Genomic DNA, 25,486 nt, shown 5'->3' on the forward strand with positions numbered 1-25,486 from the left:
AGGATGCAAAATAATCTTGCGATATCCGTGCAGGATGTCACGAAAGTATATCGACTGTATGACAAGCCGATTGATCGATTAAAGGAGGCGTTAAGCCCAACCCATAAAGAGTACCACAAGAAGTTCTTTGCACTTGATAAAATTAGTTTTGATGTAGAAAAGGGGACAACTGTAGGAATTATTGGAACCAATGGTTCAGGAAAGTCAACGATTTTAAAGATTATTACAGGGGTCTTGTCACCAACCACAGGTAAGGTGGAGGTAGATGGAAATATTTCTGCACTGCTTGAACTTGGAGCAGGCTTTAATATGGATTACACAGGTATTGAAAATGTATATATGAATGGAACGATGATGGGATTTTCTAAGGAGCAGATGGACCAAAAGCTCGATGAAATTTTGAATTTTGCAGACATTGGCGATTTTGTCTATCAGCCAGTAAAGACCTATTCATCAGGTATGTTTGTTCGATTGGCCTTTGCCCTTGCCATCAATGTCGAACCAGAAATTTTGATTGTCGACGAGGCCTTGAGTGTGGGAGATGTCTTCTTTCAAGCAAAGTGCTACAAGAAAATTGATGAGATTCGAAAAAAGGGAACCACAGTTTTGATGGTCACTCATGACATGGGAAGTATTATTAAGTACTGTGACAAGGTAGTGTTGCTCAATCGAGGAGCTTTTGTTGCCGAAGGAGCACCGGGGCATATGGTGGATCTCTATAAAAAAATTCTTGCCAATCGTCTCGACGATGTGGAGAGAGAATTGACAGAAGAAAAATTTGAAAAGGCGTATACTTTTGGCACAGATGCCGAGCCAAAGAAGGACGATTTCAGTGTAGAGAGTGGAAACTTGATGAAAGAGAAGTTGACACTCAATCCGAATGTGACCGAGTATGGCGATGGTCGTGCAGAAATCTATGACCTTGGACTTCTTGATGAGAAAGGTGATGTCACCAATATGCTCCTAAAAGGAGAATACTTTACCATTCGAGAGCGAATTCGCTTCTTTGCAAATATTGAAAATCCTATTTTTACATATACAATAAAAGATAAAAAGGGAATGGATTTGACAGGAACCAATACCCTCTATGAGGGAAGTGATGTGCATTCTGTCAAAGATGGTGACACCTATGAAGTGGAGTTTCGCCAAAAAATGACTTTGCAGGGTGGGGAGTATCTACTTTCAATGAGTTGTACAGGGTTTGAAAATGGTACACACACCGTCTACCATCGACTCTATGATGTAGCCAATATTACGGTGATTTCCAATAAAAATACGGTAGGTGTCTATGATATGGAGCCTGAGGTTACCGTAAATTATTATGAGGGAGGTGCTCATGGAAAAAAGTAGCCTTACAGCAGAGGCATTATTAAAGATTTATGGATCAGATGAAAAGAAACTTTTGACAGAGCATCCAAGTCTTGAAAATCTCTATGCCTTTTCTAATCAAAGAGAGGGTGCAATTGAGTGGATTGACTTCCAAAGAGGGAGAAAAGTCCTAGTGATCAATGACCGCTTTGGTGCTGTCGTTGGCAGCCTGTTGAAAAAAGGCTTGGATGTCACCGTCATTGATAAGAAACAGGAGAATTTAGATTTTATTTCTGAGCGGTATGATGTCAGTGAGGAACAACTTCATTTTTTTAAGGGGAGCATTGCCGGTTTTAGCAAGAACACACAGTTTGACTATATCATATTGTTTGGAAATGTACATGGTGAGGGGGAGTGTGTAACCGAGCCGTCGACTTTTCGCTCTGTGAACAGATTGTTGGCAGATCATGGAAAATTCATTTTTTGTGTGGATAATCGCTTTGGCATTCAATTTTTGGCTGGAACACAATCGAATGAGGAACAATTGAGCAAGTTTGAAATTCGACAATTGATGAAGAGTGCAGGGATGAATGAGATGCATTTTTATTATCCCATTTATGATTATCGCCTGCCATTTTCCATCTATTCAGACGATTGTCTTCCAAAAAAGGGAGAGATTTCTCGCTATCTTCCTGCGTATAATTATCCGAAGTATCTCAATGTGGATATTGCTACCAAGTTTGCTCAATCGGGGGACACGGGAGATTTTGTCAATATGGTCAATTCCTTTATTGTCATTGGTGGAAAGCCAGAGCGTGCAATTTTTGTCAAATACAATCGAACCCGTCAGGACGCCCTTCGCATTAAGACTGTAATTGAGCGGGATGAACATGGAAAGTTGAGTGTTGTCAAGGCAGCACTGGATGAGGCAGGGAAAAAGCATATTTTGTCTTTTGAAGATAAGTATGAAAGGCTGAGCAAAGAAGAGACGAGAGTGAGTTATTTAAAGGCTGATATTTCGGCAGATGGAATGTCCGCACGTTTTCCATTTATTATGGGAGAAACATTTACGACACTACTTGGGCGAGAAATTAAAGATGGCGAAGTACCTGTGGATAAAATTAATGAGGCACTCAACTGGATTAATGGAAAATCGGGAACCGCCAATCACGATGCAATTTTTGATAATTTCATTATTGCAAAGAATGGTCTAGTCGGCATTGACTATGAGTGGGTGGAAGACAAGACCTTGGAGAGAAAATATACTTGCTACCGTGCATTGCACGCCTTTTTTGAGAGCTTTAAGCATAGGCTCTATTTGAGAAAAGAATGGGAATTTATGAAACTTTTTGATATTTCCATTGATGAAATGAAGCGCTTTGAAAAAGAGGAACAGGAATTTCAAAGCAAAGTTCACGGTGACAATCAAAAGATTTATTTGGATAATTACATTGTCGAGCCAAAGACAGACAAATTGATGAACCATTTGGTGAGAGAGAGAAATATTGCCATTGGGCAGATGGAAGGTATAAAAAAGATTGTCAAAGAGAGAGATACAACCATTCGAAAGATGACAGAGGTTAAGCGACTGACGGATAACCATGTCACCAATTTGGAGGCCATTATTGAAAATCTTCGTGCTGAAAATGTGGAGCTCTCGAAGTTAGTCAATTATTACGGAAATCATCTCTCTTTGATGACAAGAGTAAAGAGAAAGTTGCATAAGAAGATTGATGAAAAATACCCTGAGGGCAGTGAGGGAAGGAAAAAATTAAAGTATAGAAAGCTTGCCTTTACTCATCCAGGTCAATATTTAAAATTAAAATTGACCAAGAAGGGAAGAAATCTGATTGAAGGCGATTTTAAGGTCGGGGAGGATTATACAAAGTACGGAAAATTGCAATTTGCTGTGGAAGAAAATCCAAAGGTCAGCATTATTATTCCTGTGTATAATCAGATTCACTACACCTATGCCTGCCTGGCCTCTATTCTTGAAAACACAAAGGATGTTACCTATGAAGTCATTATTGCCGATGATGTCTCTACTGATGCGACAAAGGAACTTGACCGATTTGTGGAGGGAATTGTCATCAGTAGAAATGAGACAAATCAGGGATTTTTAAAAAACTGCAATCAGGCAGCAAAGAAGGCAAAGGGGCAATATATCATGTTTTTAAACAATGACACCAAGGTTCATCCAAGGTGGTTGTCTTCTTTGGTGGAGTTGATTGAATCTGATGAGAGTATTGGAATGGTTGGCTCAAAACTGGTCTATCCTACGGGGCAGTTACAGGAAGCTGGTGGCATTATTTGGAGTGATGGGTCTGGATGGAATTATGGAAGATTGCAAGATCCTGATGACTGCGAATACAATTATGTCAAGGATGTCGATTATATTTCGGGGGCAGCCATCCTTTTGAGTTATCATTTGTGGAAGCAAATTGGAGGGTTTGATGAGAGATTTGCACCCGCCTATTGTGAAGATTCAGATTTAGCTTTTGAGGTGAGAAAGGCGGGATATCGAGTGTGCTATCAGCCAGCTTCTGTGGTCACTCACTTTGAGGGAATTTCCAATGGAACGGATGTCAATGGAAGTGGACTAAAGCGCTATCAGGTGGAAAATTCAATAAAGTTAAAGGAAAAGTGGGCAAAAGAATTTGCTCTTCAATATGAAAATATTGGAACACCTGATCCATTCCGTGCGAGGGAGAGAAGCAAGGGGAAAAAGATTATTCTCTTTGTTGATCACTATGTGCCAACTTATGACAAGGATGCAGGTTCAAAGACGACATTCCAGTACTTAAAGATGTTGGTCAAGAAGGGCTATATTGTCAAGTTTTTAGGAGATAATTTTGCACACGAAGAACCATATACGAGCACATTGGAGCAAATGGGCATTGAGGTTTTATATGGTTCAAAGATGGCAGGAGATATTTGGGGGTGGATTGAAAGGCATCAGCATGATCTTCATTTGGTGTATTTGAACCGCCCACATATTGCTACAAAGTATATTGATTTTATCAAGGAGCACACAGATTTAAAGGTAGTTTACTATGGTCACGACTTGCACTTTTTGAGAGAGTACAGGGAGTATCAGTTGACAGGAGATCCAAAGTTACTTGAGTCAAGTGAATATTGGAAGAGTATTGAGTTTATGCTAATGGAAAAAGCCGATATGAGCTATTATCCGTCTGAGGTCGAGGTCGAATGTATTCATGACATTGACCCTGAAATTAAGGTCAAGGCCATTACAGCCTATGTCTATGACGAGTTTATTGACCATTGCGATAAAAACTATGAGGAGAATGAGGGACTTTTGTTTGTTGGTGGTTTTGCCCATCCACCAAATGCAGATGCTGTACTTTGGTTTGTGAATGAAATTTTCCCATTGATTCGAGAAAAATTAAAGGTTAATTTCTATATTGTGGGTTCAAAGGCCAGTGATGAAATTAAGGCCCTACACAACCCAGAGCAGGGCATTATTTTTAAGGGATTTGTCACAGATGAGGAATTAGAAAATTTGTATCAAAAGAATCGCCTCGTTGTTGTACCTCTTCGCTATGGTGCAGGAGTCAAGGGAAAAGTCATTGAAGCACTTCACAATGGAAGCGCCATTGTGACGACTTCGACGGGTGCAGAAGGTATTCCCTATGCACAGCGGATTATGGAAGTGGTGGATGATCCAGAAGAATTTGCAAATACGGTTGTCTCTCTATATCAGGATATTCGTCGTCTACAAAAGATGAGTCAGACAGCCCTTGACTATATCAAGGAGCAAAACAGTGTGGATGCTGCATGGTCTGTAATTTCGGAGGAATTTGAATAGTGCGTGAAAAGTTAAAGAGTATTGCACCTTATGGCATTCTTTTATTTTTACTCTACTTGGCTATTAAGTATGTGGATGTATTGATGAAATTTGTGGGGGGAGCAATCAAGATTGCTTCTCCCCTCATTATAGGAATTGCCATGGCCTATGTCTTTAATATTTTAATGAGTTTTTATGAGGGCAAGTTGTTAAAGAGAATAAAAAAGGGCAAGCGGGTGATGGCCATTATTTTGACTTTGGTCACGCTTTTGCTGATCATTGCTCTTTTGCTGGGGATGATTTTACCTCAAGTTCAGCAGGCCATCACTAGACTTGTCGTGCAAATTCCCGATCTATATGATGGATTATTGACATGGGCACAGAAATATCAAGACACCGAAATCTATCGCTATGTGATGCAGGAATGGATTAAGGAACCTGTAAATGAAAATCAACTCTCACAGATGCTCATGCAGGGATTGGAATGGTTAAAAGGTGGTGCGGCAAGCAATGCGATGAGTGCCATTGGTGTTGTGGGCTACACTTTGGGAAAGACGATTAGTATTTTTATGGCTTTGATCTTTGCACTCTACATTCTGTCCTCAAAGGAAAAAATATTTCAGAATATAGAATTGTTGGCAAGTCGATTGATTCGACCAAGGGTAAAAAGCAATTTGGAGCATGTGATTAAAGTGGTTGATGCAAGTTTTCACAGCTTTATTGTGGGGCAGTGCACAGAGGCTGTGATTCTGGGTGTATTGTGCACGCTGGGAATGTTGATTTTTCGCTTTCCCTATGCGGTAATGATTGGCGTAGTAGTTGGTGTGACCGCAATTATTCCTGTCTTTGGTGCATATATTGGGATGATTTTTGGCTTTTTAATGATTTTTACAGAGAGTCCACTGCGTGCTATTGGATTTTTTATCTATTTGCAGATATTACAGCAAATCGAAAATCAATTCATTTATCCTAGGGTTGTCGGAAAGTCTATTGGATTGCCGGGAATTTGGGTTTTTGCATCAGTAATTTTGGGCAGTGGATTATTTGGAGTTTCAGGAATTTTATATTTTATTCCGCTCACTGCGGCCGCATATCAACTAGTACGAGAATGGATTGCGAGGACACCTAAGCGGAAGGATGAATAAGGAGAAAGAGTATGGTAATTCGATCAAAGGCACCACTTCGCATTAGTTTTGGTGGTGGTGGAACAGATGTCGCACCATTTTGCGAAGAGGAAGGCGGAGCCATTATTGGTTCAACAATTAATAAGTATGCCTATTGTTCCATTGTTCCACGAGATGACAATCAGATTATCGTTCATTCCTTGGACTTTGATATGACCGTAAAGTATAATACAAATGAAAACTTTGTCTATGATGGAAAATTGGATTTGGTCAAGGCTGCACTCAAGGCAATGAAGATTAAAAAAGGCTGCGAAGTATATTTGCAGTGTGATGCGCCACCGGGATCGGGGCTAGGCACAAGTTCTACCGTAATGGTTGCCCTTTTGACGGCCATGGCCAAGTGGCAGGGAAAGGATCTTGATCAATATGCGATGGCCGATTTGGCTTTTCAGGTGGAAAGAGAAGATCTTCGTATTTCAGGTGGCTATCAAGATCAATATGCGGCGACATTTGGTGGATTTAATTTTATTGAATTTCATGGAAGAAATAATGTTGTGGTCAATCCATTGCGCATTAAGCGGGAAATTATCAATGAATTGCAGTACAATCTCTTGATGTGCTATACAGGAAAAGTCCATGTATCGGCGAATATTATTGATGATCAAGTTAAGAACTTTAAGAAAAAGGATCCTTTTGAGGCAATGTGTGAGGTCAAGGCTCTGGCCTATGCGATGAAGGACGAACTTTTAAAAGGCAATCTCTACAGCTTTGGAAAACTTCTCGACTACAGTTGGGAGAGCAAAAAGCGAATGAGCGACAAAATTTCCAATCCAGAAATTGATGCACTCTATCGAAAGGCTAAGGAAGAGGGAGCCATTGGTGGAAAGCTTTTGGGCGCTGGCGGTGGAGGTTTTTTACTTATCTTTTGTCCATATAATGTGCGTCACAAGGTGGCGGCAAGCCTAGAGAAAATGGGCGGTCAGATTATGGATTGGAATTTTGAATTGCGTGGTGCACAGAGTTGGATCACAAATGAAGATCGATGGGATTACAAGGAGGTGAATGTGCACACAGCAAGAAAGGCCTATTGTTTTGATGTGAAAAGGGAGGAATAAAATGGACTATATTGCACAGTTAATAGAGCGCTACCCAGTGCTTGCTTCTGTCGAAAATGAAATTCGCACAGCATATCAAGTGCTGGAAAGGGCATATACAAATCACAAAAAACTTCTTGTGGGTGGCAATGGCGGAAGTTGTGCAGATGCAGAGCATATTGTGGGGGAGTTGATGAAGGGGTTTGTCAAGAAGAGAGAAATTCCAAAGACGATGCAGGAGAGACTTCTTGGATTAGATCAAGAACTTGGCAAACAGCTAGCCAATGGACTTCAATCCTCATTGCGTGCCATTGCAATTACAGGGCATGCGGGACTTTCTACAGCATTTGCCAATGATGTAGATCCAGAAATGACCTATGCACAGCAAGTCAATGGATATGGTGATGAAGGGGATGTCCTACTTGCCATTTCGACATCAGGAAATTCCAAGAATTTGATTTATGCGGCACTGACAGCTAGGGCAAAGGATATGCCTGTGGTTTTGCTCAGTGGAAAAGATGGGGGAAAACTTCGAGCTATTGCCGATGTCAGTATTGTTGTCCCTAATCAAAAGACTTATCAAATTCAGGAACTACATTTGCCAATTTATCATGCACTCTGTTTACAGTTGGAAGATAAATTTTTTAAGTAGGTGATGTGATGAAACATACATTTGCAATTTGTGCCTACAAGGCATCACCTTACTTAGAAGCATGTATTCGGTCTCTTCTTGCACAGACTGTGCCGTCGGACATTATTCTTTGTACTTCCACACCAAATGATTATATCTATCAAGTGGCCGATAAGTATCAGATTGATGTCTATGTCAATGAGGCGGGTGGAAATATTAGTGCGGATTGGAATTTTGCCTATGAAAAATCGATGACAGAATTGGTGACCATCGCCCATCAAGATGATTTATATTTAAAGGATTACACACAAACTTTATTAAGTATGTATGAGAAATACCCAGATATGAGTCTATTTACAGCGGCCTCTGTGACATTGAAGAAGGGAAAGCTCATTAGTTTTGGCAGTGTAGAAATTGTAAAAAAACTTTTGCGTCTTCCGTTGCGATTTCGCAATCAGGCGGATAAGACAGGGATAAAGATGTTGGCTCTGCGTTTTGGCAATCCTGTAATTTGTCCAAGTTGTGCCTACAATAAGAAACTTTGTGGAGAAAATCTATTTATTTCTGATTATAGTTTTGTGCTCGACTGGGAGGTATTGATTAAATTGGCAAAAAAACCAGGACGCTTTGTGTTAGTAGAAAAGCCAATGATTATGTACCGTGTCCACGATGGGGCAGAGACAAAGGCCGCCATTGTGGATCACCGCAGAGAGAAGGAGGAGGCAGAAATATTTGATCAGCTCCTACCAAAGCCAATTTCTGCCATAGTAAAAAAAATGTATAGGAGATCCTATGGAGCGTATTCATAATCAAAGAGGGTGGATATCTCTGCTCTCTATTTCTGCAATTGCTTTTACATTGGTGGGGGCATATTTTGTGTTTGATGGAAACTTAGGTTTTATAGAGCGGTTATATGATCAAGCAAGCATAAATATGCTGGTTGAACTTGTGCTGCTCTTTATTTGTTTGGAGCTATGCCTGTTTTTCTTACCAGGGTCAGGAAAAATTTATGGCGTGACATTTGTGGTTATGGTGGTATTGTGGTTACATCAGGCACTTCTTCCAATTCTGACTGCAGGATTATATTTTTTTGGACTGGTGGTTATCGGAGAGGATATTCTTTTATTTTATAGAAAAGAGGAAGGGTGGAAGACCTCGAGTGGGATGCTTCGCATTTCCCATGACTTTTTGGTGGGGAGTGTTTTGTATATTCTCTTTATTTGTGTGATTTCCTTATTTGGAATTGGAGAATATCGAGTGATTCGCATTTGCACTCTTGGAATTATTGTTGTTGCCATTTTATTTTATCTCTTGTTTTCCAATGCCCGCATTACGCCAATTCATTTTGTCAATGTATTAGAAGATAGGGAGAGGGAGTTTTTATATCGTCATCGTTTCCTCTTTTATTTTTGGATTGGCTTTATCTTGGTGATTTTATTATTGCAGGCGGGGAGAATGAATATTGCACTTGATTATGACAGTTTGCACTATGGTCTGCGCACGAAATTTATTTTAAATAATGGGCGTGGCATCTATGAAAAATTGGGGTTTGCCAATGATGTCTATGTCTATCCCAAAGGACAGGAAATCTTGTTGATGCCACTCAATTATGATATTAGTTATGGTTTTGTTCTTGCCTTTTCTGTAATTTTATGTGTGGCCGTTCTTGCAATGATTTATGATATTGTCAAAAAGGAATGTGGAATGATGGCGGGAATGTTGGCCATGACGATTGCGGCAAGTATTCCGGGGATTACCAATATGAGTGTTTCTGCAAAGACAGATATTGCGACATTATTTGTTCAATTGATTTTTGTCAGCGACATTCTTGAGCATTTAAAGGAAGAAAAGAAAAAAATGAATGGACGGCATTTGATTTGGGCAGGAACTGCACTTCTCTTTTCTCTTGTCCTAAAGCCAACAAGTATATTTTTTTCTGGCACAATCTTTTTGGTCACCATCATTTATTTACTCTGTACAAAAACATTTTGTCTAAAGGAAAAAACGGGTATTTGGCTATTTGGGCTTCCTACCTTTTTGGCTGTAGTTTTGGTATGGCTTCGCACATTTTGGCTCACAGGCTTTCCCATTACTTCTATTTTTGGGAGCTTGTGGGAAAAGATGGGAATGCAGGTCAAATATCCATTTGTCACAGCAAAACTTCCATCGAGTAAAGGAGCACAGGAGGGAGTCAGTGCGACAGTACAATATTTGCATCGGCTCTTTGGGCTATTTATCGCTCCGATGGGCGATGATATGCGCCACATTCTCATTGCGGCTCCGACTGCTTTGTTTGGTATGATGGTTTTGATTTTGTTGTTGACTTTGCTGAAAAAAAGAAGAACGAAAGAGGAGGGGTATTTGACCATTCTCTTTTTGGCTCTCCTTGTGGCAAGTTTATATGCACTCAAAAATTTGTATCAGGTGGATGGAAATTACTTTGTTCTACTGTATGCTGTTGTGATTATTCTCTTTGTGGAGCGTCTATTTCCTGTGCTTTTTGATGGAAGATCAATTCAGATATTGAATGTGGGACTTGTTCCAGCATTTGTTTTTTCAGTGATATTGTGCAGTATTACGAATTGGGCTGGAAGTTTTGGAATGACACCAGTGACGAGAACATCTTATGGTTTTTTTGATCACAGAAAGCAAAGAATTGAGGCGACAAAAAAGAGCAATGATTATAACATATATCAATTATTGTCTACATCGCCAAGAACAAGAATGCTTTCGATTGCTGAACAGCCGGATGGTCTTTTGTTTCCTTGCAGTGTGATGAGTTACACAGACATTGAGGGAAGTGGCGGAAATCCAGGTGTAGTGTCAAGATTAAAGTTTTTTAAGGAGTATTTGGAATGGGCACAGATAGACTATGTCTATGTGACCGACAGCTTTTTAAAGGATCATTCAAGGGCTTCCGATATTGTGGGATATATGAGGGAAGATGGAAGTTTAAAGAGTGTTATTCATGAGGGAAATAAAACCTTGTATCAATACATTCCAGGAACAATAGAGTAGGAGAGTTTATGTTTGAAAAATTAACACTCAAGGAAAAATATAATATTTTGATTCAAGTGGCCATTGTCGGCAGCTTTGTCGGCATTGGATTCTTGGTCAATCACGCATTGCGTATTTCTGGATTATATATGGATGACTTATATATGTGGTCAACCTACGGCGAACAGAGCTTTTTGGAATATGTCTTTCCTGTTGGATCAACGAGATTTCGACCAGTGTATTGGTTTGTGGCCTGGATTGAACTGGGGATTATTCGCTATCACATTACATGGATTGTACCAATCAATATTCTCATTGCAGCAGCAACAGCATATTTTATTTATCTCTTTGCAAAAGAAATTAGTCAAATGCCTTGGGTTGCTTATGGAATGGGCGTGATGTTTTTGGTTTCTCGTTTTGCGTATTATAATATTGGTCAATTATTGGGACTGATGGAGGCGATGGGAATTATTTTTTCTCTGCTTATTGCCCATTTTTTGTATCAATATATTTGCTATGAGAGAAATGCAAGATATTATGTGGCATTGCTTTTTTATATTTTGATTTGTTTTACTCACGAGCGCTATATTGTGCTTTTACCTGTATTTTTTCTTGCCATTTTGGCAAGGAGAACAAAGGATTTATTTGCCTGTGTAAGTGCGATTTTGGCGAGTGCAGGAATTATTGTTCTTCGAACATTGACGACAGGAAAGGTTGTGCCAGCAGGAACGGGGGGCACCTATGTCACAGACACATTTAGTGTAAAGAGTATGTTCGGTTCTGTACTGGACGAGATTTTGTATATGTTTGGTGTCAATGCTGGACCAGAGCATCTCAATGGAATGACCTGGGCACAAACTCCGCTTCCAATAAAAATCCTTGTCTATATAGGAGGAGTGGTAGCAATTTTTATTGTGTACAAGTTTATTCGCAGCCTCTATGTTCTTCACAGCAAAAAGAGAAAAATTGATACCATTATCTGGCTCACTGTATTTTTTATTTTCTTTATTGGAGGAACCATCCTTTCATCGGCGGTGACCATTCGTGTAGAAATGCGCTGGATTTATGCCCCTTATGTCTTTATGTTACTTCTTGTGTCATTGATGATGGGAACTTGGAAGAGAGCAAAAGAGATTCGAATGCAGGAGAAAGTTTTAATTCAATATTTACCTCTTGCGACAGTTACTTTGTGGATGATTTTGATGATTCCTGTGGAGCTCTATGGTCGAACAAAGTACGATAGAATTTATCTCTTCCCAAATCAAAAGCGATATAATTCTCTGGCTGATGAGACCTATTGGAAATATGGCGATGATATCTTTGGAAAAGAAATCTATATTATTGGCAATAGCTATAAGATGAGTGATTTTACAGCAAAAACCTTCTTTAAAGTGTATGACCGAAAGAGAAAAGCGGAAGGAACAGTGGTCAAGCATATTTCATCAGTCAAAGAGCTTGGACAAATTCGCTCGAATATGATTGTGCTCAAGGAAGATCCTGCACACAATGTATTTAGTGATGTCACAGATGCCTATCGAGATTTAAAATGTGAAATTGTCAAGGGATATTATCGAGATGGTTGGATGGAGCAGGAGGCAAAGATCAATGTGATGACAGGAGCCAATGGCCAAATTGATTTAGAGTTTATGTATCCTGGAGTACTTGATGGAAAGCAAAATATTACGATTTCTGTGGATGGCAAGGAGCCAGAAACTTTTGATATGGAAAATAATATTGAAAATAAGAGCTACAAAGTCAATCCTTATTCCATTGTGACACTTCAATTTGACAATGACTTTGTTTATCCCGATGCGAAGCAACAGAGGGGAGAACTTCCATTAAGTGTGATTATGAATGTGACAACGAGCTAGGGCTTTACCTATACAAATGAAGGAGAAAGTGATAGACTAAGCGATGGGAAGAAAGATATTTTACATCATTTGCCCGATTTTTGGATTTTTATTTGTGATGGCCTACATTCGTGCAGCAACAGTGGATGTCATCTATACAGATTATGTGCGCTTGATTCATTCCTATTTACCCAATGTGTGGAGTTTTGAGCCATATACGCATGCGGATGTCTTGACGAGAATGCCAATTAGCTATATTGAGCGTATGATTAATGTTGGTATTTTTGGGTATAGCACGACATTTGATATGCTCTTGGGAGCATTTTGCTTATTTTTGGCGAGTGTGACATTGGCAAAGTATTGTGCAGATTGGAAGATTTTTGGCGGATGGTTCTTGGCCATTGTGATTTTATTTTTCTCACTCAACAAGTGGGAGATGTTAACCAATGGAAGTGGGTGGGTGCATTTTGCTGCGTTTGCCTGCTTCTTTCGGCACTACTATGTATTTGACAAAAAGAGGCATTCTAAGGAACTTATCTTTTGGCCGATTTTTACAATATTGTTGGTTGCAGGTCCATATTGTGCAGTCTATGCGGGGACAATGCTTTTGGCCAATTTCTACCTCATTGTGAAAGAAAAAAAGGTAAGTCGGCAAAATATCTATGAAATTTTGGCCATTTTTATTCCTCTTTTGCTCTTTATGTATTCGAGAGCTCACTCGGTGGAAGAGCATGCTGGGGCGACAACGATGAGTATGGGCGAAGTAATGAAAAAAGAGCCATTTTTGTTTGTGCGTCTGCTGATCAAATCCTTTGCTTCTATGGTTGTTTCAGGCGAATATGCAAAGGATCATCACCTTTCGAATTTATTTTTATTTGCTCTTGGGCTGGCTGTAATGGGGGCTTATCTCTATGCACTCTATCTGAATATTGCCTATAAATTATATGAAAAGACCGTGTTTCCAATGCTTTTATTGATTTCAGGTGGGATGAATCACTTGTTGATTGCAATTTCAAGATGGATTTTTTTGAAAGAGGATTATGGGATGAGTTCTCGCTACGCTTTGCAATTTCAAGTGGGCGTTGTAGGCATTTTGTTGACTTTTGCTTTTGCTAAAAGGGCAGCTAGAAGGATAGGTGTGGTCTTTTGCCTTTTATTTGTGGGTGGAAATTTACTTGTCAATGCAGATGAAGTAAAAAAGGCAGATAGCCGAAAGCAGTATTTTATAGAGAGAAGAGAATTAGGTTTACATTTTGAACAAGCAAGTGATCAGGAATTAAAGGAAAAGTTCCAATATCGCAGTCCACAAAAGACAAGAGAGGCCCTGCGTCTTTTGAAGGAGCAACACTTGAATATATTTAGAAATTGATGGAGGTTAATCAAAATGAAGGTAGTTATCCTTGCTGGCGGTTTTGGAACAAGAATTACGGAAGAGAGTCATTTGAAACCAAAACCAATGATCGAAATTGGAGAACAGCCAATTTTATGGCATATTATGAAGTACTACTCACAGTTTGGTTTCAATGATTTTGTCATTTGTCTGGGGTACAAGCAATATGTTGTAAAGGAGTATTTTGCAGATTATTTTTTGCACACCTCAGATATTACATTTGATCTTGCCAATAATAAGATGGAAGTTCACAACAACTACGCAGAACCTTGGAAGGTGACCTTGGTGGATACAGGATTACATACAATGACGGGGGGAAGAATTAAGCGAATTCAAAATCACATCAAGGATGAGCCGTTTATGCTCACCTATGGCGATGGACTGAGCAATGTGGATTTAAAAAAGCTTCTTGAATTTCATCAGTCCCATGGCAAGATTGGAACATTGACAACCGTCAATATTGGTCAGGCCAAGGGGGTATTGACCATTGACGAGAGTAATACCATTCGTTCATTTAGAGAAAAGAATGAAAATGATGGAGCCATTATTAATGGTGGCTTTATGGTGATGAATCCTGAAATTTTTGACTATATTGAGGGAGACAGCACTGTGTTTGAGAAAGAACCGCTACAAAAACTTGCACAGGACGGCCAGTTGATGAGCTTTTATCACGATGGCTTCTGGCAATGTATGGATACGCAGCGGGAGAAGATGAAACTAGAGAAACTTTGGGAGACAAAGAAAGCACCGTGGAAGGTATGGGACAATGCTTGATTTTTATAGAGATAAAAGAATTTTAGTGACAGGGCATACAGGCTTTAAAGGAGCGTGGTTGAGTAAAATTTTAGTTAAAGCAGGAGCTAAGGTTGTAGGCTATGCACTAAAGCCACCGACAGAGCCAAGTTTATTTGAAATTTTAAATTTAGAAAAAGAGATGGTATCAATTGAGGGGGATGTGCGGGACCTTCGCCATTTAAAGGAGGTCTTTGACAAATATCAGCCAGAACTCGTCATTCATATGGCGGCACAGCCTATTGTTCGTGCCTCCTATGAAGATCCAGTTTATACCTATGAGACCAATGTGATGGGAACAGTGAATCTTTTAGAATGTGTCCGACAGACAGATAGTGTCAAGAGTGTTTTAAATGTGACAACCGATAAGGTCTATGAAAATAGGGAGTTGACAAGGGGATATGTCGAGGAAGACTTTTTGGATGGCTATGATCCTTATTCTAATTCAAAGTCCTGCTCAGAGCTGGTGACCCATAGCTATATTAAGAGTTTCTTTCAAGATAGAGACATTGCGGTATCCACAGCAAGAGCGGGAAATGTCATTGGCGGTGGAGATTTTGCACCCGACCGAGTGATTCCTGATTGTGCGAGGGCAGCGTTAGAGGGGCGGGAGATGTCTATTCGAAATCCAAAGTCCATTCGCCCATATCAGCATGTACTTGAGCCACTCTATGTCTACTTGACAATTTTGGAGCGACAATATGAGGACCACAGCCTTGCAGGATATTACAATGTTGGGCCAGATGATGCCGACTGCGTCAATACAGGACATTTGGTTGAACTGTTTCAAAAGTATTGGGGGGAGGGATTCTTTTATCAAAATCGCCCAGATGGTGGTCCACATGAAGCTGGCTTTTTAAAGTTAAATTGTGATAAATTAAAGCGAGTATTCGGATGGCAGCCGACAAGAGGAATTGAAGATGCCATTGAATGGACAGTGGATTGGTTTAGAGCCTATGGAGCTGGAGAAGATATGGAGCAAATCACGAGTGAGCAAATTGCTCGCTGGTATGAAAAATGATAGAAAATGAGGAATGATATGTTTGAAGGAATGAATGAAGCTAAGGCCAGAGAAGAAATCTTGGCCATGGTGAAGGAATATTGCAATAATTACCACAATCAAAAGAAGACATTTGAGGAGGGAGATCGCATCAACTATGCTTCTCGTGTCTATGATGCCAAGGAGATGGAAAACTTAGTGGATTCTGCCTTGGACTTTTGGTTGACAGCAGGAAGATATGCCGATCAATTTGAAAAGGAGTTTGCAAAGTATTTAAAGGTGAAGTATGTTTCCCTCGTCAATTCGGGTTCAAGTGCCAATCTCTTGGCTTTTATGGCTTTGACCTCTCCATTGCTCAAGGAGCGTCAAATTCGCCCAGGAGATGAAGTAATTACTGTGGCCTGTGGTTTTCCGACGACAGTGACTCCTGTGATTCAATATGGTGCAGTGCCTGTATTTGTGGATGTGACCATTCCGCAGTACAATATTGATATAGAGATGCTGGAAAAGGCGTATTCACAAAAGACAAAAGCAGTAATGATTGCACATACCTTGGGCAATCCATTTGACCTTGAGTATGTCAAGGCATTTTGTGACAGACACAATTTATGGCTTGTAGAAGACAATTGTGATGCACTGGGCAGTACCTATACCATTGATGGCCAGACAAAACTGACAGGAACCATTGGCGATATTGGAACTTCTAGTTTTTATCCACCACATCATATGACGATGGGAGAGGGCGGTGCAGTCTACACAGATGATCCACTGTTACATCGCATTGTGCGTTCTTTTAGAGACTGGGGAAGAGATTGTATCTGTGCATCTGGACAAGACAATTTATGTGGACATCGCTTTGACAAGCAATATGGAGAATTGCCTCTAGGGTATGATCACAAGTATGTCTATTCCCACTTTGGATATAATTTAAAGGCGACAGAAATGCAGGCCGCTGTGGGATGTGCACAGCTTGAGAAGTTTCCAAGCTTTGTTGAGAGAAGAAAACATAATTTTGCTCGTTTAAAGAATGCCCTCTTACCTGCAAGTGATTTTTTGATTTTGCCTGAGCCAGCAAAAAATTCCGATCCAAGTTGGTTTGGATTTTTAATTACTTGTAAAGAAGGTGTGGACAGAAACAGGCTTGTACAGTATGTGGAGAAAAAGGGTGTACAGACAAGAATGCTCTTTGCAGGAAATTTGACGAAGCATCCTTGCTTTGATCAAATGCGACAGGAAAATCGAGGCTATCGTGTAGTTGGAGATCTTGCACAGACAGATCGCATTATGAATAATACTTTCTGGGTGGGGGTTTACCCAGGAATGAGCGATGAGATGATTGACTACATGGCAAAGACCATTATTGAGGGTGCAAGACAATAGTAAATGCAAAGGGGAAGTGTGAGATGGAGAATCAATATGGACTTTTAAAATTACAGGAAGCAAATCTTTCAATTTTAAAGGAGATTGACCGAGTATGTACCAAGTATAAAATTTCATATTTCTTGGATTCGGGCACACTTCTTGGAGCAATACGCCATGGGGGCTTTATTCCCTGGGATGATGATGTAGACATTGCGATGACAAGGAGCAACTACGAGGCCTTTCAAAAGGTGGCAAAGAGAGAACTAAAAGATGGTATGGCGTTGCTTGTACCAACTGAGTTTGATGAAGGGAAAAGGTTTTTCGACTTTACACCGAGAGTAATCTATCAAAAGAGCAGGCGACGCAAAGAAGATACAGAGTCTGCCTTTTACGGGGAAAAACTCAATCATTTGTGGGTGGATATTTTTATTCTCGATGCTCTTCCAGATAAGAGATGGCAAGCTAAATTTGTGTTAGGAGCACAGAAGCTTCTCTACCTTTTTTCTATGGGGCACAGGAGAGAAATTGTATTAAGGAAGTATCCAATTGCATATCGACCAGTGATTTTTTTATTTTCTGGTGTAATTGGAAAAATATTGCCGATGCCATTCATTTTTAAGTTACAGTACCATTTGTCTTTGCTTTCTAATAAAAAGAAGACAAGGCGTCTTTATTACAGTAATTACCAACCTGATTTTATTGATATTACCTTGCAGAGAGAATGGGTGTCGACATTGGTCAATATTAAATTTGAAGATACGGAGCTTTCTGTACCTGATCACTATGAGGAAATATTGAGAGCTGTCTATGGCGACTATATGAAAATGCCGCCAAAAAATCAGAGAAAACCAACTCATGGCAGTACAGAAATAGAAATTTATGGATAAGAAAAAAATCATTTCCCTCGTTGTTTCAGTTTACAACGAGGAGGCGGCATTGGAAAGATTCTATGCAGTGACGAAGAAAGTATTGGATGGCCTCTCTTGGGATTATGAAATATTGTTTATCAATGATGGCAGTGTCGATTGTAGCAGGGAGATTATTGATAAAATTGCGGCGACGGACAAAAAGGTCAGAGCCATTCATTTTTCAAGAAATTTTGGGCATGAGGCAGCAATGATTGCGGGCATTGACTATGCAAGAGGGGATGCCTTAGTGTGTATGGATGCAGATTTACAGCATCCACCAAGTTGCTTACCAGAGATGGTTCGGCATTTTGATGAGGGCATGGATGTGATCAATATGGTGCGTATGAGCAATAAGTCAGCAGGAAAGGTAAAGAATATCACTTCTTCGGCCTTTTATGCCTTCATTAATATGATTAGTGATGCCAATCTAGTAAAGAATGCATCCGATTTTTTTGGTATTTCAAATCGAGCAGCTAATGTGCTGCGAAAAAATTACCGAGAAAAAATTCGCTTTTTGCGAGGATATGTACAAAATTTGGGATTTCACAAGATGAACATGGAGTATGTGGCGGCCGATCGAGTGGCGGGTGAGAGCAAATATTCGATTAAAAAGCTTTTTCGCTTTTCAATGAATACTATAATGTGCTTTTCAGATTTTCCACTTCGCCTGGGCATTTATGCGGGGCTGTTTGCCGCATTACTTGGCGTATTGATGACCATTTACACTATTGTTTCGTGGAAACAGGTAGGTACACCGAGTGGATATGCAACCACAATTGTGTTAATTTGTTTTATGTTTGCAGTATTATTTTTATTGGTCGGCATTATTGGGCAATATATTGCCATATTATTTAGTGAGTTAAAGGATCGACCAATTTATATTGTAGAAGATTGTATCAATTTTCAAGATCAAGAATAATCTTTTTTGCACTGTGCACGGAGGGAGTGACAGTGATGAAAACATTTGAGGCAATCGCAATCAGAATTTCTAATTTGAGCATAGAGCGTGATATCACGCTCTATGAACTATCTAAAGTCAGTGGCGTGGCTCAGACCACGATCAAGGACATTGTCTATGGGAGATCAAAAAATCCTGGTATCAAGAACATCGAAAGAATTGCCAATGGATTTGGAATGAGTGTGCGTGATTTTTTTGATGATGATCTTTTTATTTCCAAGTAAAATAAGAATATGAGTGAATAGTGCGGTGCAAGAAAAGATTGAAGATTTTCTGAAGTTTTTGAGTAAGTGCTATAAAAAATAGAAGATTTCTATTATAATGGCAAAAGCGTATATTATCAAAGATATGTGGAGGACTTTTGGAATGAGAAAAATACATATTTTGACATTGTCCATATTCTGTATAATGGCAACGGGGTGCAGTGCGATGCAAAAAGCAGAGACCACTGTGGCCGTTACAACGAGTGCTGCAGAAAAGAGCACAGCAGCTACAAAAGAGAAAGCAGTAGAAACAACAAGTGCAACTGTTCCAGAGACAGACCCTTCGGGTAATAAGATAGGGGAAACTTCAGCACCAACACCGAATGGAGGAGTAAATCCAGATTTTAGCAAGCAGACCAATGTCAATATTGACTGGGATCAGGTAAAGTCAGATACGGAGGATACCTTGAATAAAGATGATTATCCATTGGGATATTATCTGGATTATGCTGTTCATGAGGACACAAAGACCATTGAGCTGATTTGGCCACTTCTAAGGGAGGCAACGGTCAAAGATGCAGTACAATATGGAAGGGCATATATCAAAGCATTTAATGATGCTGCGAGAGTTCAGGATTTTTCTATTGCCCCATCCTCAGATACCAGCTATGGTGGACTTTGGGATAAATATACGATTAAATTGCAGGTATATAAAAATCAAGATATTATGAATCCAGAAAATTACTATGTGGATCAAACCATACCTGCAGGAAGTAATGAGAAGGTACAAGCAAAGAAATAGGAGATTAGAAAGATGAAATTAAAGAAGTTATTGGCAGTGGCATTGACTGTAGTGGCTGTGAGCGCATTATCATTCCCAGTGTTTGCACAGGGTTATGTCGCAGCAGGTCCAGGGGCAGGAAGATTTGGTGGCGATGAGATGATGATGTTGTCCAATCAAACCGATAGTCAGATGATGAGTTATGTGATTACCACAAGAAAGGGCGATCTCATTGTCATTGATGGTGGGGTTCCAGGTGATGCACCCCATCTTCGAGATGTCATCAATAAAAAGGGTGGACATGTCAAGGCTTGGTTTATTAGCCATCCCCACAGTGACCATGTTGGAGCTTTGACACAAATGCTTGAAGAGGGACTCAATGGCATTACCATTGATGCCGTCTACTACAATTATACAGACATTAGTTTCTACAAGAAGAATGAGGCATACCGTGCGGATATGGTACAAAGGTCAGCGAATGCATTGACCAAACTTGACCCATCAGCTCTTCGAATGACACATAAAGGTCAAGAAATTGATATTGATGATATTAAAGTCAAGGTATTAAATGACCCATATTTATTTGAAAATAATGCCATCAATAATTCTTCTGTGGCCTATCGCTTCCAGATGGGATTAAAGCGAGTGCTCTTCCTTGGCGATATGGGACCAGAGGCAGGTGAAAAGTTATTGAGCGATGTCGGGGCAGGAGAGTTAAAGGCCGACTATGTGCAAATGGCTCATCATGGCGAATATGGTGTCAATAAGGATGTCTATCAGGCGATTGCACCAAGTGTTGCCCTTTGGAACGCACCAGAATGGCTCTATGATGACAATAATGGTGGCGGAGTTGGAAGTGGTCCTTGGGGAACATTGGAGACCCGTCAGTGGATGAAGGACTTGGGGGTAAAGGAGAACTTTGTCATTAAGGATGGAGATCAAATTATTAAATAATGGGAAAAAGAGATGTTAATCAGTTGGTATGTATGTCTGTTTATACTCTATAGTTTTTTGGGATGGATTTATGAGACATTGTTTTGCATTATCACAAGTCGACACTGGTCCAATCGAGGCTTTTTGTATGGACCGATTTGTCCGATTTATGGAGCAGGTGTTGTGCTGTTGACTTTGTTGGTTCGCTTTGCACATCACCGAGGGATGACATTGAGTGCAGTCAGCATTTTTATGGTTTCTGTGATTGGAAGTGCTCTATTGGAGTATGTAACAAGCTATGTGCTGGAAGAGGTCTTTCATGCGACATGGTGGGATTACAGTCATCTTCCACTCAATTTCAATGGAAGGATTAGTCTATTTACTAGTCTTGGCTTTGGAGTTGGGGGAATTTTCGTTTATTATTTCTTAATACCATTTGCGGAACACATACTCAATGCCCTTCATCCACTGGGGGTGGAGGGGATGTCCCTAGTGTTTGTGGGAATTTTTTCAGCTGATTTGACATTGACGATTACTGCACTGGTTGACTTTAATGAAAAACTGATGTATGTGGAAGATAGTTTCAATAAGAATATGGAATTGATTATAGAAAATGCAATCAGGAGTATGAATCATCTGAGAAGAGGTTCATTGGCTAGAATACGCTTGTTTCGGTATCGGAATAAAACCATATCCGATAATATTCGAAATATTTTGGAGCGTGTAAAGCGAAATTGAGTGAGAACTGATTATTGCTATTCTGTGATGAGTGTGATATTATAAACAATATCTAAAATATTTGTGAACACTTTAGGAAGAGAAAAAGGGAGTCTGTTCCTAAGGTGTTTGCTGTGTTTTTGGAAACGACTTAAGAGATTGGAGGTTATTATGGCAGACAATAACGAAAAGACCGGTCTTTGGCTGGGGGGAATGCCATGGTTACAGGCAATTGTTGCTATTATTTTATGTGCAATTCCAATGTATTTTGGGTTTGCTACAGGAACATTGCTGGGCATCTTGGCTAGCTGTATAGCATTAGCTGTTGTATTTAACGAGATCGGTGAGCGTGTTCCAATCTGGAATACTTACATCGGTGGTGGTCTTTTGGCTACATTCTTTGGTGTTGCGATTATGAAGCAATTTAACTTGATTCCAGAAAAGGTATTGACAAATATCACTATATGGATTTCAGGTGACAATATTCCAGTAGATGGAATTGATAAGGGAATCCCTTCAATCGGTACAAACTTCCTTGAGGTATTTATTGTACTTTTGATTGTAGGATCTGTACTTGCACTGGAGAGAGATATTCTTCTTCGCTCATTTGCAGGATATGTTCCAGCCATTCTTGGAGGACTCTTTGTAGCAATGCTTTTTGGTATTGTGTGTGGAGCAATTTTCGGCATTAAGCCAGCAGATACTATTATCAAGTACACACTTCCAATTATGGGTGGTGGAAATGGTGCGGGTGCCGTTCCACTGAGTCAGATTTATGAACAAATTACAGGAGATTCCGCAGCAAATTATTATTCATTTGCAATTATTGTTTTGACCATTGCTAACCTCTTCTGTATTATTGCTTCAGCTGGCTTAAATGCCCTTGGTCAGAGGATTCCAGCTTTGACTGGTGATAAGAAGACTTTGATCAGAAAGGGTGGCACCATTACTCGTGACGATACAAAGGTAAAAGTGACAACTGATGATTTGATGGGGGCTGTGCTATTAGCATGTGCTTGCTATAGCTTTGGTCTTTTGATGTCAAAGAGAATTCTTCCAAAGATTCTTGGTGCACCAATTCATCAGTATGCGTACATGATCGTATTTGTTGTTATTCTTGCCGCAAGTGGTCTCATTCCAGCAAGTGTTCGTGCAGGTGCAAAGAGATTGCAGGCCTTTATGTCTGGTGGTATGGCCATCGTCATTATGGTTGGTATGGGTGCTGACTTTAATATTGGCGAGTTGTTTAGAGCAGTTGCTCCACAAAACATCATTATGGCATTGATTATCGTCATTGGTGCGATCATTGGTTCAGGATTTGTTGGCTACTTGGTAGGTTTCTATCCAATTGATGCAGCAATTACTGCAGGTCTTTGCATGGCCAACAGAGGTGGTTCAGGTGACCTTGCTTGTCTTGGTGCCGCTGACCGTATGGAGCTGATGGCTTATTCACAGCTTTCATCAAGACTTGGTGGAGGAATTGTATTGATTGTTGGATCATTCATTTTCTCATTCTTCTTATAATTTTTAATTTAAGAAAAATTTTGAAAAGAACGCTTATCCCTGAGCGTTCTTTTCTTCTATTTATTTAGTGAGGAGGCTCTATGGTAGCTTATTTTAAATGGATCAATAATTTGGCAATGGCAATCGGTGCAATTCTTGGAGGAGCATTGATTGCTATTTTATATAAAGGACAGATTTTGGGTTCGGATTTCACAAAAGGTGTATATTTTGCACTAGGTGTAATTGTCGGTGTCATCATTGGTCGAACAGTTTCGTCCATTTATGCGAACAAACGACTTCAAAAAATTTACGCTTTGTTGTATACTGAATGTGACCCCGAGCGATTTATTAAGGAATTCACGTCATTAAATGAGCGAGTACCAAAGGATATTGCAGAATATATGGTGGGTAGAGCTCATCTAGCTTTTGCTTGGGAGGCATTGGGAGACTTTGATAAGGCGCTTGAGATGGTCGGAAATATTGACCCGACAGAATTAAAACTTCATATGTTAAATACATCATCATTGATCACCAATCGAAGAGTGACACTGTATATTCTGATGGGAGATTATGAAAAAGCCAAGGAACAGGTAGAGGCATTGAAGGCACTAGAAGAAGTTGCAAAAAAGCGTTCGACTACATTGGCGAAGAACTTGGAGCAATGCATCAGGCTAAACAATGCACGCATTGCTGCGGCGACAGAAGAAAATACAGATGTTGCCTATCTGGAAGAGGAGATTGCATTGGCTGGAAATGCTATTTACAAGAAGGAAATTCAATTGGCTCTTGCCCAATTCTTTGAGAGAACTGGACAGGAACAAAGGGCAGCCGCTCTGTTTGTAGATATCTTGAAGGATAAGAGGGGATTGTATACAGAGAGAGTTGCACAGGGAAAAAAGTAAAAAGCCTATGTACATGTAAGGAGGAAGAAATGGAAATTAAGAAACCTGCTACTGCAGGCACACTAGAATCTAGTGACTGCATGGTAACTGTTGAGCCAGGCAATGGTAAGATTGAGTTTTCTCTGGAGAGTGTAGTTGCTCACCAATTTGGAAATCAGATGAGAAAGGTGACATTGGAGACATTGGCCAATCTCGGTGTGGACAATGTGAAGATTTCTATTGTAGACAAGGGCGCTCTTGATTGCACATTGAAGGCAAGAGTGGAGTGTGCTGTATTCCGTTCAGTTGATCAGACTGACAATCTACCATGGGGAGGAGCAATCAAATGATAAATCCAAATAAAAAGCGTCTCAGAAGAAGTATGATGTTCTTGAATGCACAGAAGCCATCATTAATTAAGGATCCATATATTTACAAGGCTGATTCTTTAATGCTTGACCTCGAGGATGCAGTTGCAGCAAACCAAAAGGATTCTGCACGATTTTCACTCTATCATGCATTGACAACCATCGACTACAGAGGAAGTGAGAAGGTTGTTCGTATCAATGGTTTAGACACTGATCTTTGGAAGGAAGATATTCGTTGTTGTGTAGCGGGTGGTGCAGAAGTTATTCGTATCCCAAAGACCGAAGATGCTGGAATGGTAAAGGCTGTGGAAGATGAGATTATTAAGGCCGAGAAAGAGTTTCATCGCCCTGAAGGTTTTACTTTAATTATGTCGGCACTTGAATCAGCAAAAGGTGTTATGAATGCCTATGAAGTTTGCACATCTTCAGAGAGAATGATTGGTGTTGCTCTTTCGGGTGGTGATTATACAAAGGATTTGCAGACAAGAATTACAGGTACTGGCGTAGAGCTTATGGGAGCTAGACAGCATATGATTATTGCTGCAAGAGCAGCAGGTGTACAGTGCTTTGATACAGTTTGGACAAATCTTGATGATATGGAGGGATTTAAAAATGATGTACAGACCATCTTTATGATGGGATTTGATGGAAAGTCATGTATCAACCCTCGTCAGATTGATGTTGTACACAAGATCTTTACGCCAACACAAAAGGATATTATCTTTGCAGAGAAGGTAATCAAGGAGATTGATTCAAAGAAGGCTTTAGGTATCGGTGTATTTACAGTAGATGGCAAGATGATCGATATCGCATTTTATGATGGTGCAGTGAGAACGATTAATATGGCAAAGGCTGCTGGTGTATACAAGGGGGATTTATAA

22 protein-coding genes are annotated in these 25,486 nt (G+C 40.0%); all 22 read left to right on the forward strand.

Features of this window, described 5'->3' with window-relative positions:
* Positions 1 to 3 precede the first annotated feature (3 nt).
* Positions 4 to 1,350 (forward strand): ABC transporter ATP-binding protein, encoded by a 1,347-nt coding sequence (locus J5A74_04515; GenBank protein QUI96572.1) that lies wholly within the window; start codon positions 4 to 6, stop codon positions 1,348 to 1,350.
* Positions 1,337 to 5,134 (forward strand): glycosyltransferase, encoded by a 3,798-nt coding sequence (locus J5A74_04520; protein ID QUI96573.1) that lies wholly within the window; start codon positions 1,337 to 1,339, stop codon positions 5,132 to 5,134. Before J5A74_04515 ends, J5A74_04520 begins: the two co-directional genes overlap by 14 nt.
* Entirely contained in the window at positions 5,134 to 6,258 is a 1,125-nt protein-coding gene (locus J5A74_04525) for an AI-2E family transporter (GenBank protein ID QUI96574.1), read from the forward strand. The genes J5A74_04520 and J5A74_04525 overlap by 1 nt, the downstream gene beginning before the upstream one ends.
* Positions 6,259 to 6,269: 11 nt before the next feature.
* On the forward strand, positions 6,270 to 7,352 hold the full coding sequence (locus J5A74_04530) for a GHMP kinase (protein ID QUI96575.1): 1,083 nt from the start codon (positions 6,270 to 6,272) through the stop codon (positions 7,350 to 7,352).
* Between the two features lies 1 nt (position 7,353).
* Complete coding sequence (locus J5A74_04535) at positions 7,354 to 7,983, forward strand: SIS domain-containing protein (GenBank protein ID QUI96576.1); 630 nt, start codon at positions 7,354 to 7,356, stop codon at positions 7,981 to 7,983.
* 8 nt (positions 7,984 to 7,991) lie between these two features.
* A complete protein-coding gene (locus tag J5A74_04540; GenBank protein ID QUI96577.1) occupies positions 7,992 to 8,771 on the forward strand; it encodes a glycosyltransferase family 2 protein in 780 nt (259 codons plus the stop codon).
* On the forward strand, positions 8,755 to 10,980 hold the full coding sequence (locus J5A74_04545; GenBank protein ID QUI96578.1) for a glycosyltransferase family 39 protein: 2,226 nt from the start codon (positions 8,755 to 8,757) through the stop codon (positions 10,978 to 10,980). The genes J5A74_04540 and J5A74_04545 overlap by 17 nt, the downstream gene beginning before the upstream one ends.
* Positions 10,981 to 10,988: 8 nt before the next feature.
* The gene (locus J5A74_04550) at positions 10,989 to 12,830 is read left to right on the forward strand and encodes a hypothetical protein (GenBank protein QUI96579.1); all 1,842 of its coding nucleotides are present in this window, start codon (positions 10,989 to 10,991) and stop codon (positions 12,828 to 12,830) included.
* A gap of 43 nt (positions 12,831 to 12,873) precedes the next feature.
* Positions 12,874 to 14,178, forward strand: a complete 1,305-nt coding sequence (locus J5A74_04555) for a hypothetical protein (GenBank protein ID QUI96580.1) — start codon at positions 12,874 to 12,876, stop codon at positions 14,176 to 14,178.
* Between the two features lie 15 nt (positions 14,179 to 14,193).
* Positions 14,194 to 14,973, forward strand: coding sequence for a glucose-1-phosphate cytidylyltransferase (gene rfbF, locus J5A74_04560; protein QUI96581.1), 780 nt, complete (start codon positions 14,194 to 14,196; stop codon positions 14,971 to 14,973).
* Entirely contained in the window at positions 14,966 to 16,012 is a 1,047-nt protein-coding gene (rfbG, locus tag J5A74_04565; protein ID QUI96582.1) for a CDP-glucose 4,6-dehydratase, read from the forward strand. The genes rfbF and rfbG overlap by 8 nt, the downstream gene beginning before the upstream one ends.
* A gap of 18 nt (positions 16,013 to 16,030) precedes the next feature.
* On the forward strand, positions 16,031 to 17,371 hold the full coding sequence (gene rfbH, locus J5A74_04570) for a lipopolysaccharide biosynthesis protein RfbH (protein QUI96583.1): 1,341 nt from the start codon (positions 16,031 to 16,033) through the stop codon (positions 17,369 to 17,371).
* A gap of 23 nt (positions 17,372 to 17,394) precedes the next feature.
* Complete coding sequence (locus J5A74_04575) at positions 17,395 to 18,240, forward strand: LicD family protein (GenBank protein QUI96584.1); 846 nt, start codon at positions 17,395 to 17,397, stop codon at positions 18,238 to 18,240.
* Positions 18,233 to 19,180 carry a glycosyltransferase family 2 protein gene (locus J5A74_04580; GenBank protein ID QUI96585.1) on the forward strand — a complete coding sequence of 316 codons (948 nt, stop codon included), beginning with the start codon at positions 18,233 to 18,235 and terminating at the stop codon, positions 19,178 to 19,180. Before J5A74_04575 ends, J5A74_04580 begins: the two co-directional genes overlap by 8 nt.
* Positions 19,181 to 19,215: 35 nt before the next feature.
* Complete coding sequence (locus tag J5A74_04585; GenBank protein ID QUI96586.1) at positions 19,216 to 19,443, forward strand: helix-turn-helix transcriptional regulator; 228 nt, start codon at positions 19,216 to 19,218, stop codon at positions 19,441 to 19,443.
* Positions 19,444 to 19,585: 142 nt separating this feature from the next.
* Complete coding sequence (locus tag J5A74_04590) at positions 19,586 to 20,224, forward strand: hypothetical protein (protein QUI96587.1); 639 nt, start codon at positions 19,586 to 19,588, stop codon at positions 20,222 to 20,224.
* A 12-nt stretch (positions 20,225 to 20,236) separates the two neighbouring features.
* The gene (locus tag J5A74_04595; protein ID QUI96588.1) at positions 20,237 to 21,157 is read left to right on the forward strand and encodes an MBL fold metallo-hydrolase; all 921 of its coding nucleotides are present in this window, start codon (positions 20,237 to 20,239) and stop codon (positions 21,155 to 21,157) included.
* Positions 21,158 to 21,169: 12 nt separating this feature from the next.
* The gene (locus tag J5A74_04600) at positions 21,170 to 21,874 is read left to right on the forward strand and encodes a putative ABC transporter permease (GenBank protein ID QUI96589.1); all 705 of its coding nucleotides are present in this window, start codon (positions 21,170 to 21,172) and stop codon (positions 21,872 to 21,874) included.
* Positions 21,875 to 22,066: 192 nt separating this feature from the next.
* On the forward strand, positions 22,067 to 23,377 hold the full coding sequence (locus J5A74_04605; GenBank protein ID QUI96821.1) for a 2-hydroxycarboxylate transporter family protein: 1,311 nt from the start codon (positions 22,067 to 22,069) through the stop codon (positions 23,375 to 23,377).
* Between the two features lie 80 nt (positions 23,378 to 23,457).
* On the forward strand, positions 23,458 to 24,258 hold the full coding sequence (locus tag J5A74_04610) for a hypothetical protein (GenBank protein QUI96590.1): 801 nt from the start codon (positions 23,458 to 23,460) through the stop codon (positions 24,256 to 24,258).
* A 29-nt stretch (positions 24,259 to 24,287) separates the two neighbouring features.
* Complete coding sequence (citD, locus tag J5A74_04615) at positions 24,288 to 24,587, forward strand: citrate lyase acyl carrier protein (GenBank protein QUI96591.1); 300 nt, start codon at positions 24,288 to 24,290, stop codon at positions 24,585 to 24,587.
* The gene (locus J5A74_04620) at positions 24,584 to 25,486 is read left to right on the forward strand and encodes a citrate lyase subunit beta (protein ID QUI96592.1); all 903 of its coding nucleotides are present in this window, start codon (positions 24,584 to 24,586) and stop codon (positions 25,484 to 25,486) included. The genes citD and J5A74_04620 overlap by 4 nt, the downstream gene beginning before the upstream one ends.

This window comes from Lachnospiraceae bacterium oral taxon 096 (genome assembly GCA_018141845.1).
Taxonomy (GTDB): Bacteria; Bacillota; Clostridia; order Lachnospirales; family Lachnospiraceae; genus F0428.

Excerpts from the sequence above, each read along its gene's own strand:
- J5A74_04515 (QUI96572.1), top strand. The coding sequence starts at position 4 with ATGCAAAATAATCTTGCGATATCCGTGCAGGATGTCACGAAAGTATAT.
- J5A74_04520 (QUI96573.1), top strand. The coding sequence starts at position 1,337 with ATGGAAAAAAGTAGCCTTACAGCAGAGGCATTATTAAAGATTTATGGA.
- J5A74_04530 (QUI96575.1), top strand. The coding sequence starts at position 6,270 with ATGGTAATTCGATCAAAGGCACCACTTCGCATTAGTTTTGGTGGTGGT.
- J5A74_04535 (QUI96576.1), top strand. The coding sequence starts at position 7,354 with ATGGACTATATTGCACAGTTAATAGAGCGCTACCCAGTGCTTGCTTCT.
- J5A74_04540 (QUI96577.1), top strand. The coding sequence starts at position 7,992 with ATGAAACATACATTTGCAATTTGTGCCTACAAGGCATCACCTTACTTA.
- J5A74_04545 (QUI96578.1), top strand. The coding sequence starts at position 8,755 with ATGGAGCGTATTCATAATCAAAGAGGGTGGATATCTCTGCTCTCTATT.
- J5A74_04550 (QUI96579.1), top strand. The coding sequence starts at position 10,989 with ATGTTTGAAAAATTAACACTCAAGGAAAAATATAATATTTTGATTCAA.
- J5A74_04555 (QUI96580.1), top strand. The coding sequence starts at position 12,874 with ATGGGAAGAAAGATATTTTACATCATTTGCCCGATTTTTGGATTTTTA.
- rfbF (QUI96581.1), top strand. The coding sequence starts at position 14,194 with ATGAAGGTAGTTATCCTTGCTGGCGGTTTTGGAACAAGAATTACGGAA.
- rfbG (QUI96582.1), top strand. The coding sequence starts at position 14,966 with ATGCTTGATTTTTATAGAGATAAAAGAATTTTAGTGACAGGGCATACA.
- rfbH (QUI96583.1), top strand. The coding sequence starts at position 16,031 with ATGTTTGAAGGAATGAATGAAGCTAAGGCCAGAGAAGAAATCTTGGCC.
- J5A74_04575 (QUI96584.1), top strand. The coding sequence starts at position 17,395 with ATGGAGAATCAATATGGACTTTTAAAATTACAGGAAGCAAATCTTTCA.
- J5A74_04580 (QUI96585.1), top strand. The coding sequence starts at position 18,233 with ATGGATAAGAAAAAAATCATTTCCCTCGTTGTTTCAGTTTACAACGAG.
- J5A74_04585 (QUI96586.1), top strand. The coding sequence starts at position 19,216 with ATGAAAACATTTGAGGCAATCGCAATCAGAATTTCTAATTTGAGCATA.
- J5A74_04590 (QUI96587.1), top strand. The coding sequence starts at position 19,586 with ATGAGAAAAATACATATTTTGACATTGTCCATATTCTGTATAATGGCA.
- J5A74_04595 (QUI96588.1), top strand. The coding sequence starts at position 20,237 with ATGAAATTAAAGAAGTTATTGGCAGTGGCATTGACTGTAGTGGCTGTG.
- J5A74_04600 (QUI96589.1), top strand. The coding sequence starts at position 21,170 with ATGTTAATCAGTTGGTATGTATGTCTGTTTATACTCTATAGTTTTTTG.
- J5A74_04605 (QUI96821.1), top strand. The coding sequence starts at position 22,067 with ATGCCATGGTTACAGGCAATTGTTGCTATTATTTTATGTGCAATTCCA.
- J5A74_04610 (QUI96590.1), top strand. The coding sequence starts at position 23,458 with ATGGTAGCTTATTTTAAATGGATCAATAATTTGGCAATGGCAATCGGT.
- citD (QUI96591.1), top strand. The coding sequence starts at position 24,288 with ATGGAAATTAAGAAACCTGCTACTGCAGGCACACTAGAATCTAGTGAC.
- J5A74_04620 (QUI96592.1), top strand. The coding sequence starts at position 24,584 with ATGATAAATCCAAATAAAAAGCGTCTCAGAAGAAGTATGATGTTCTTG.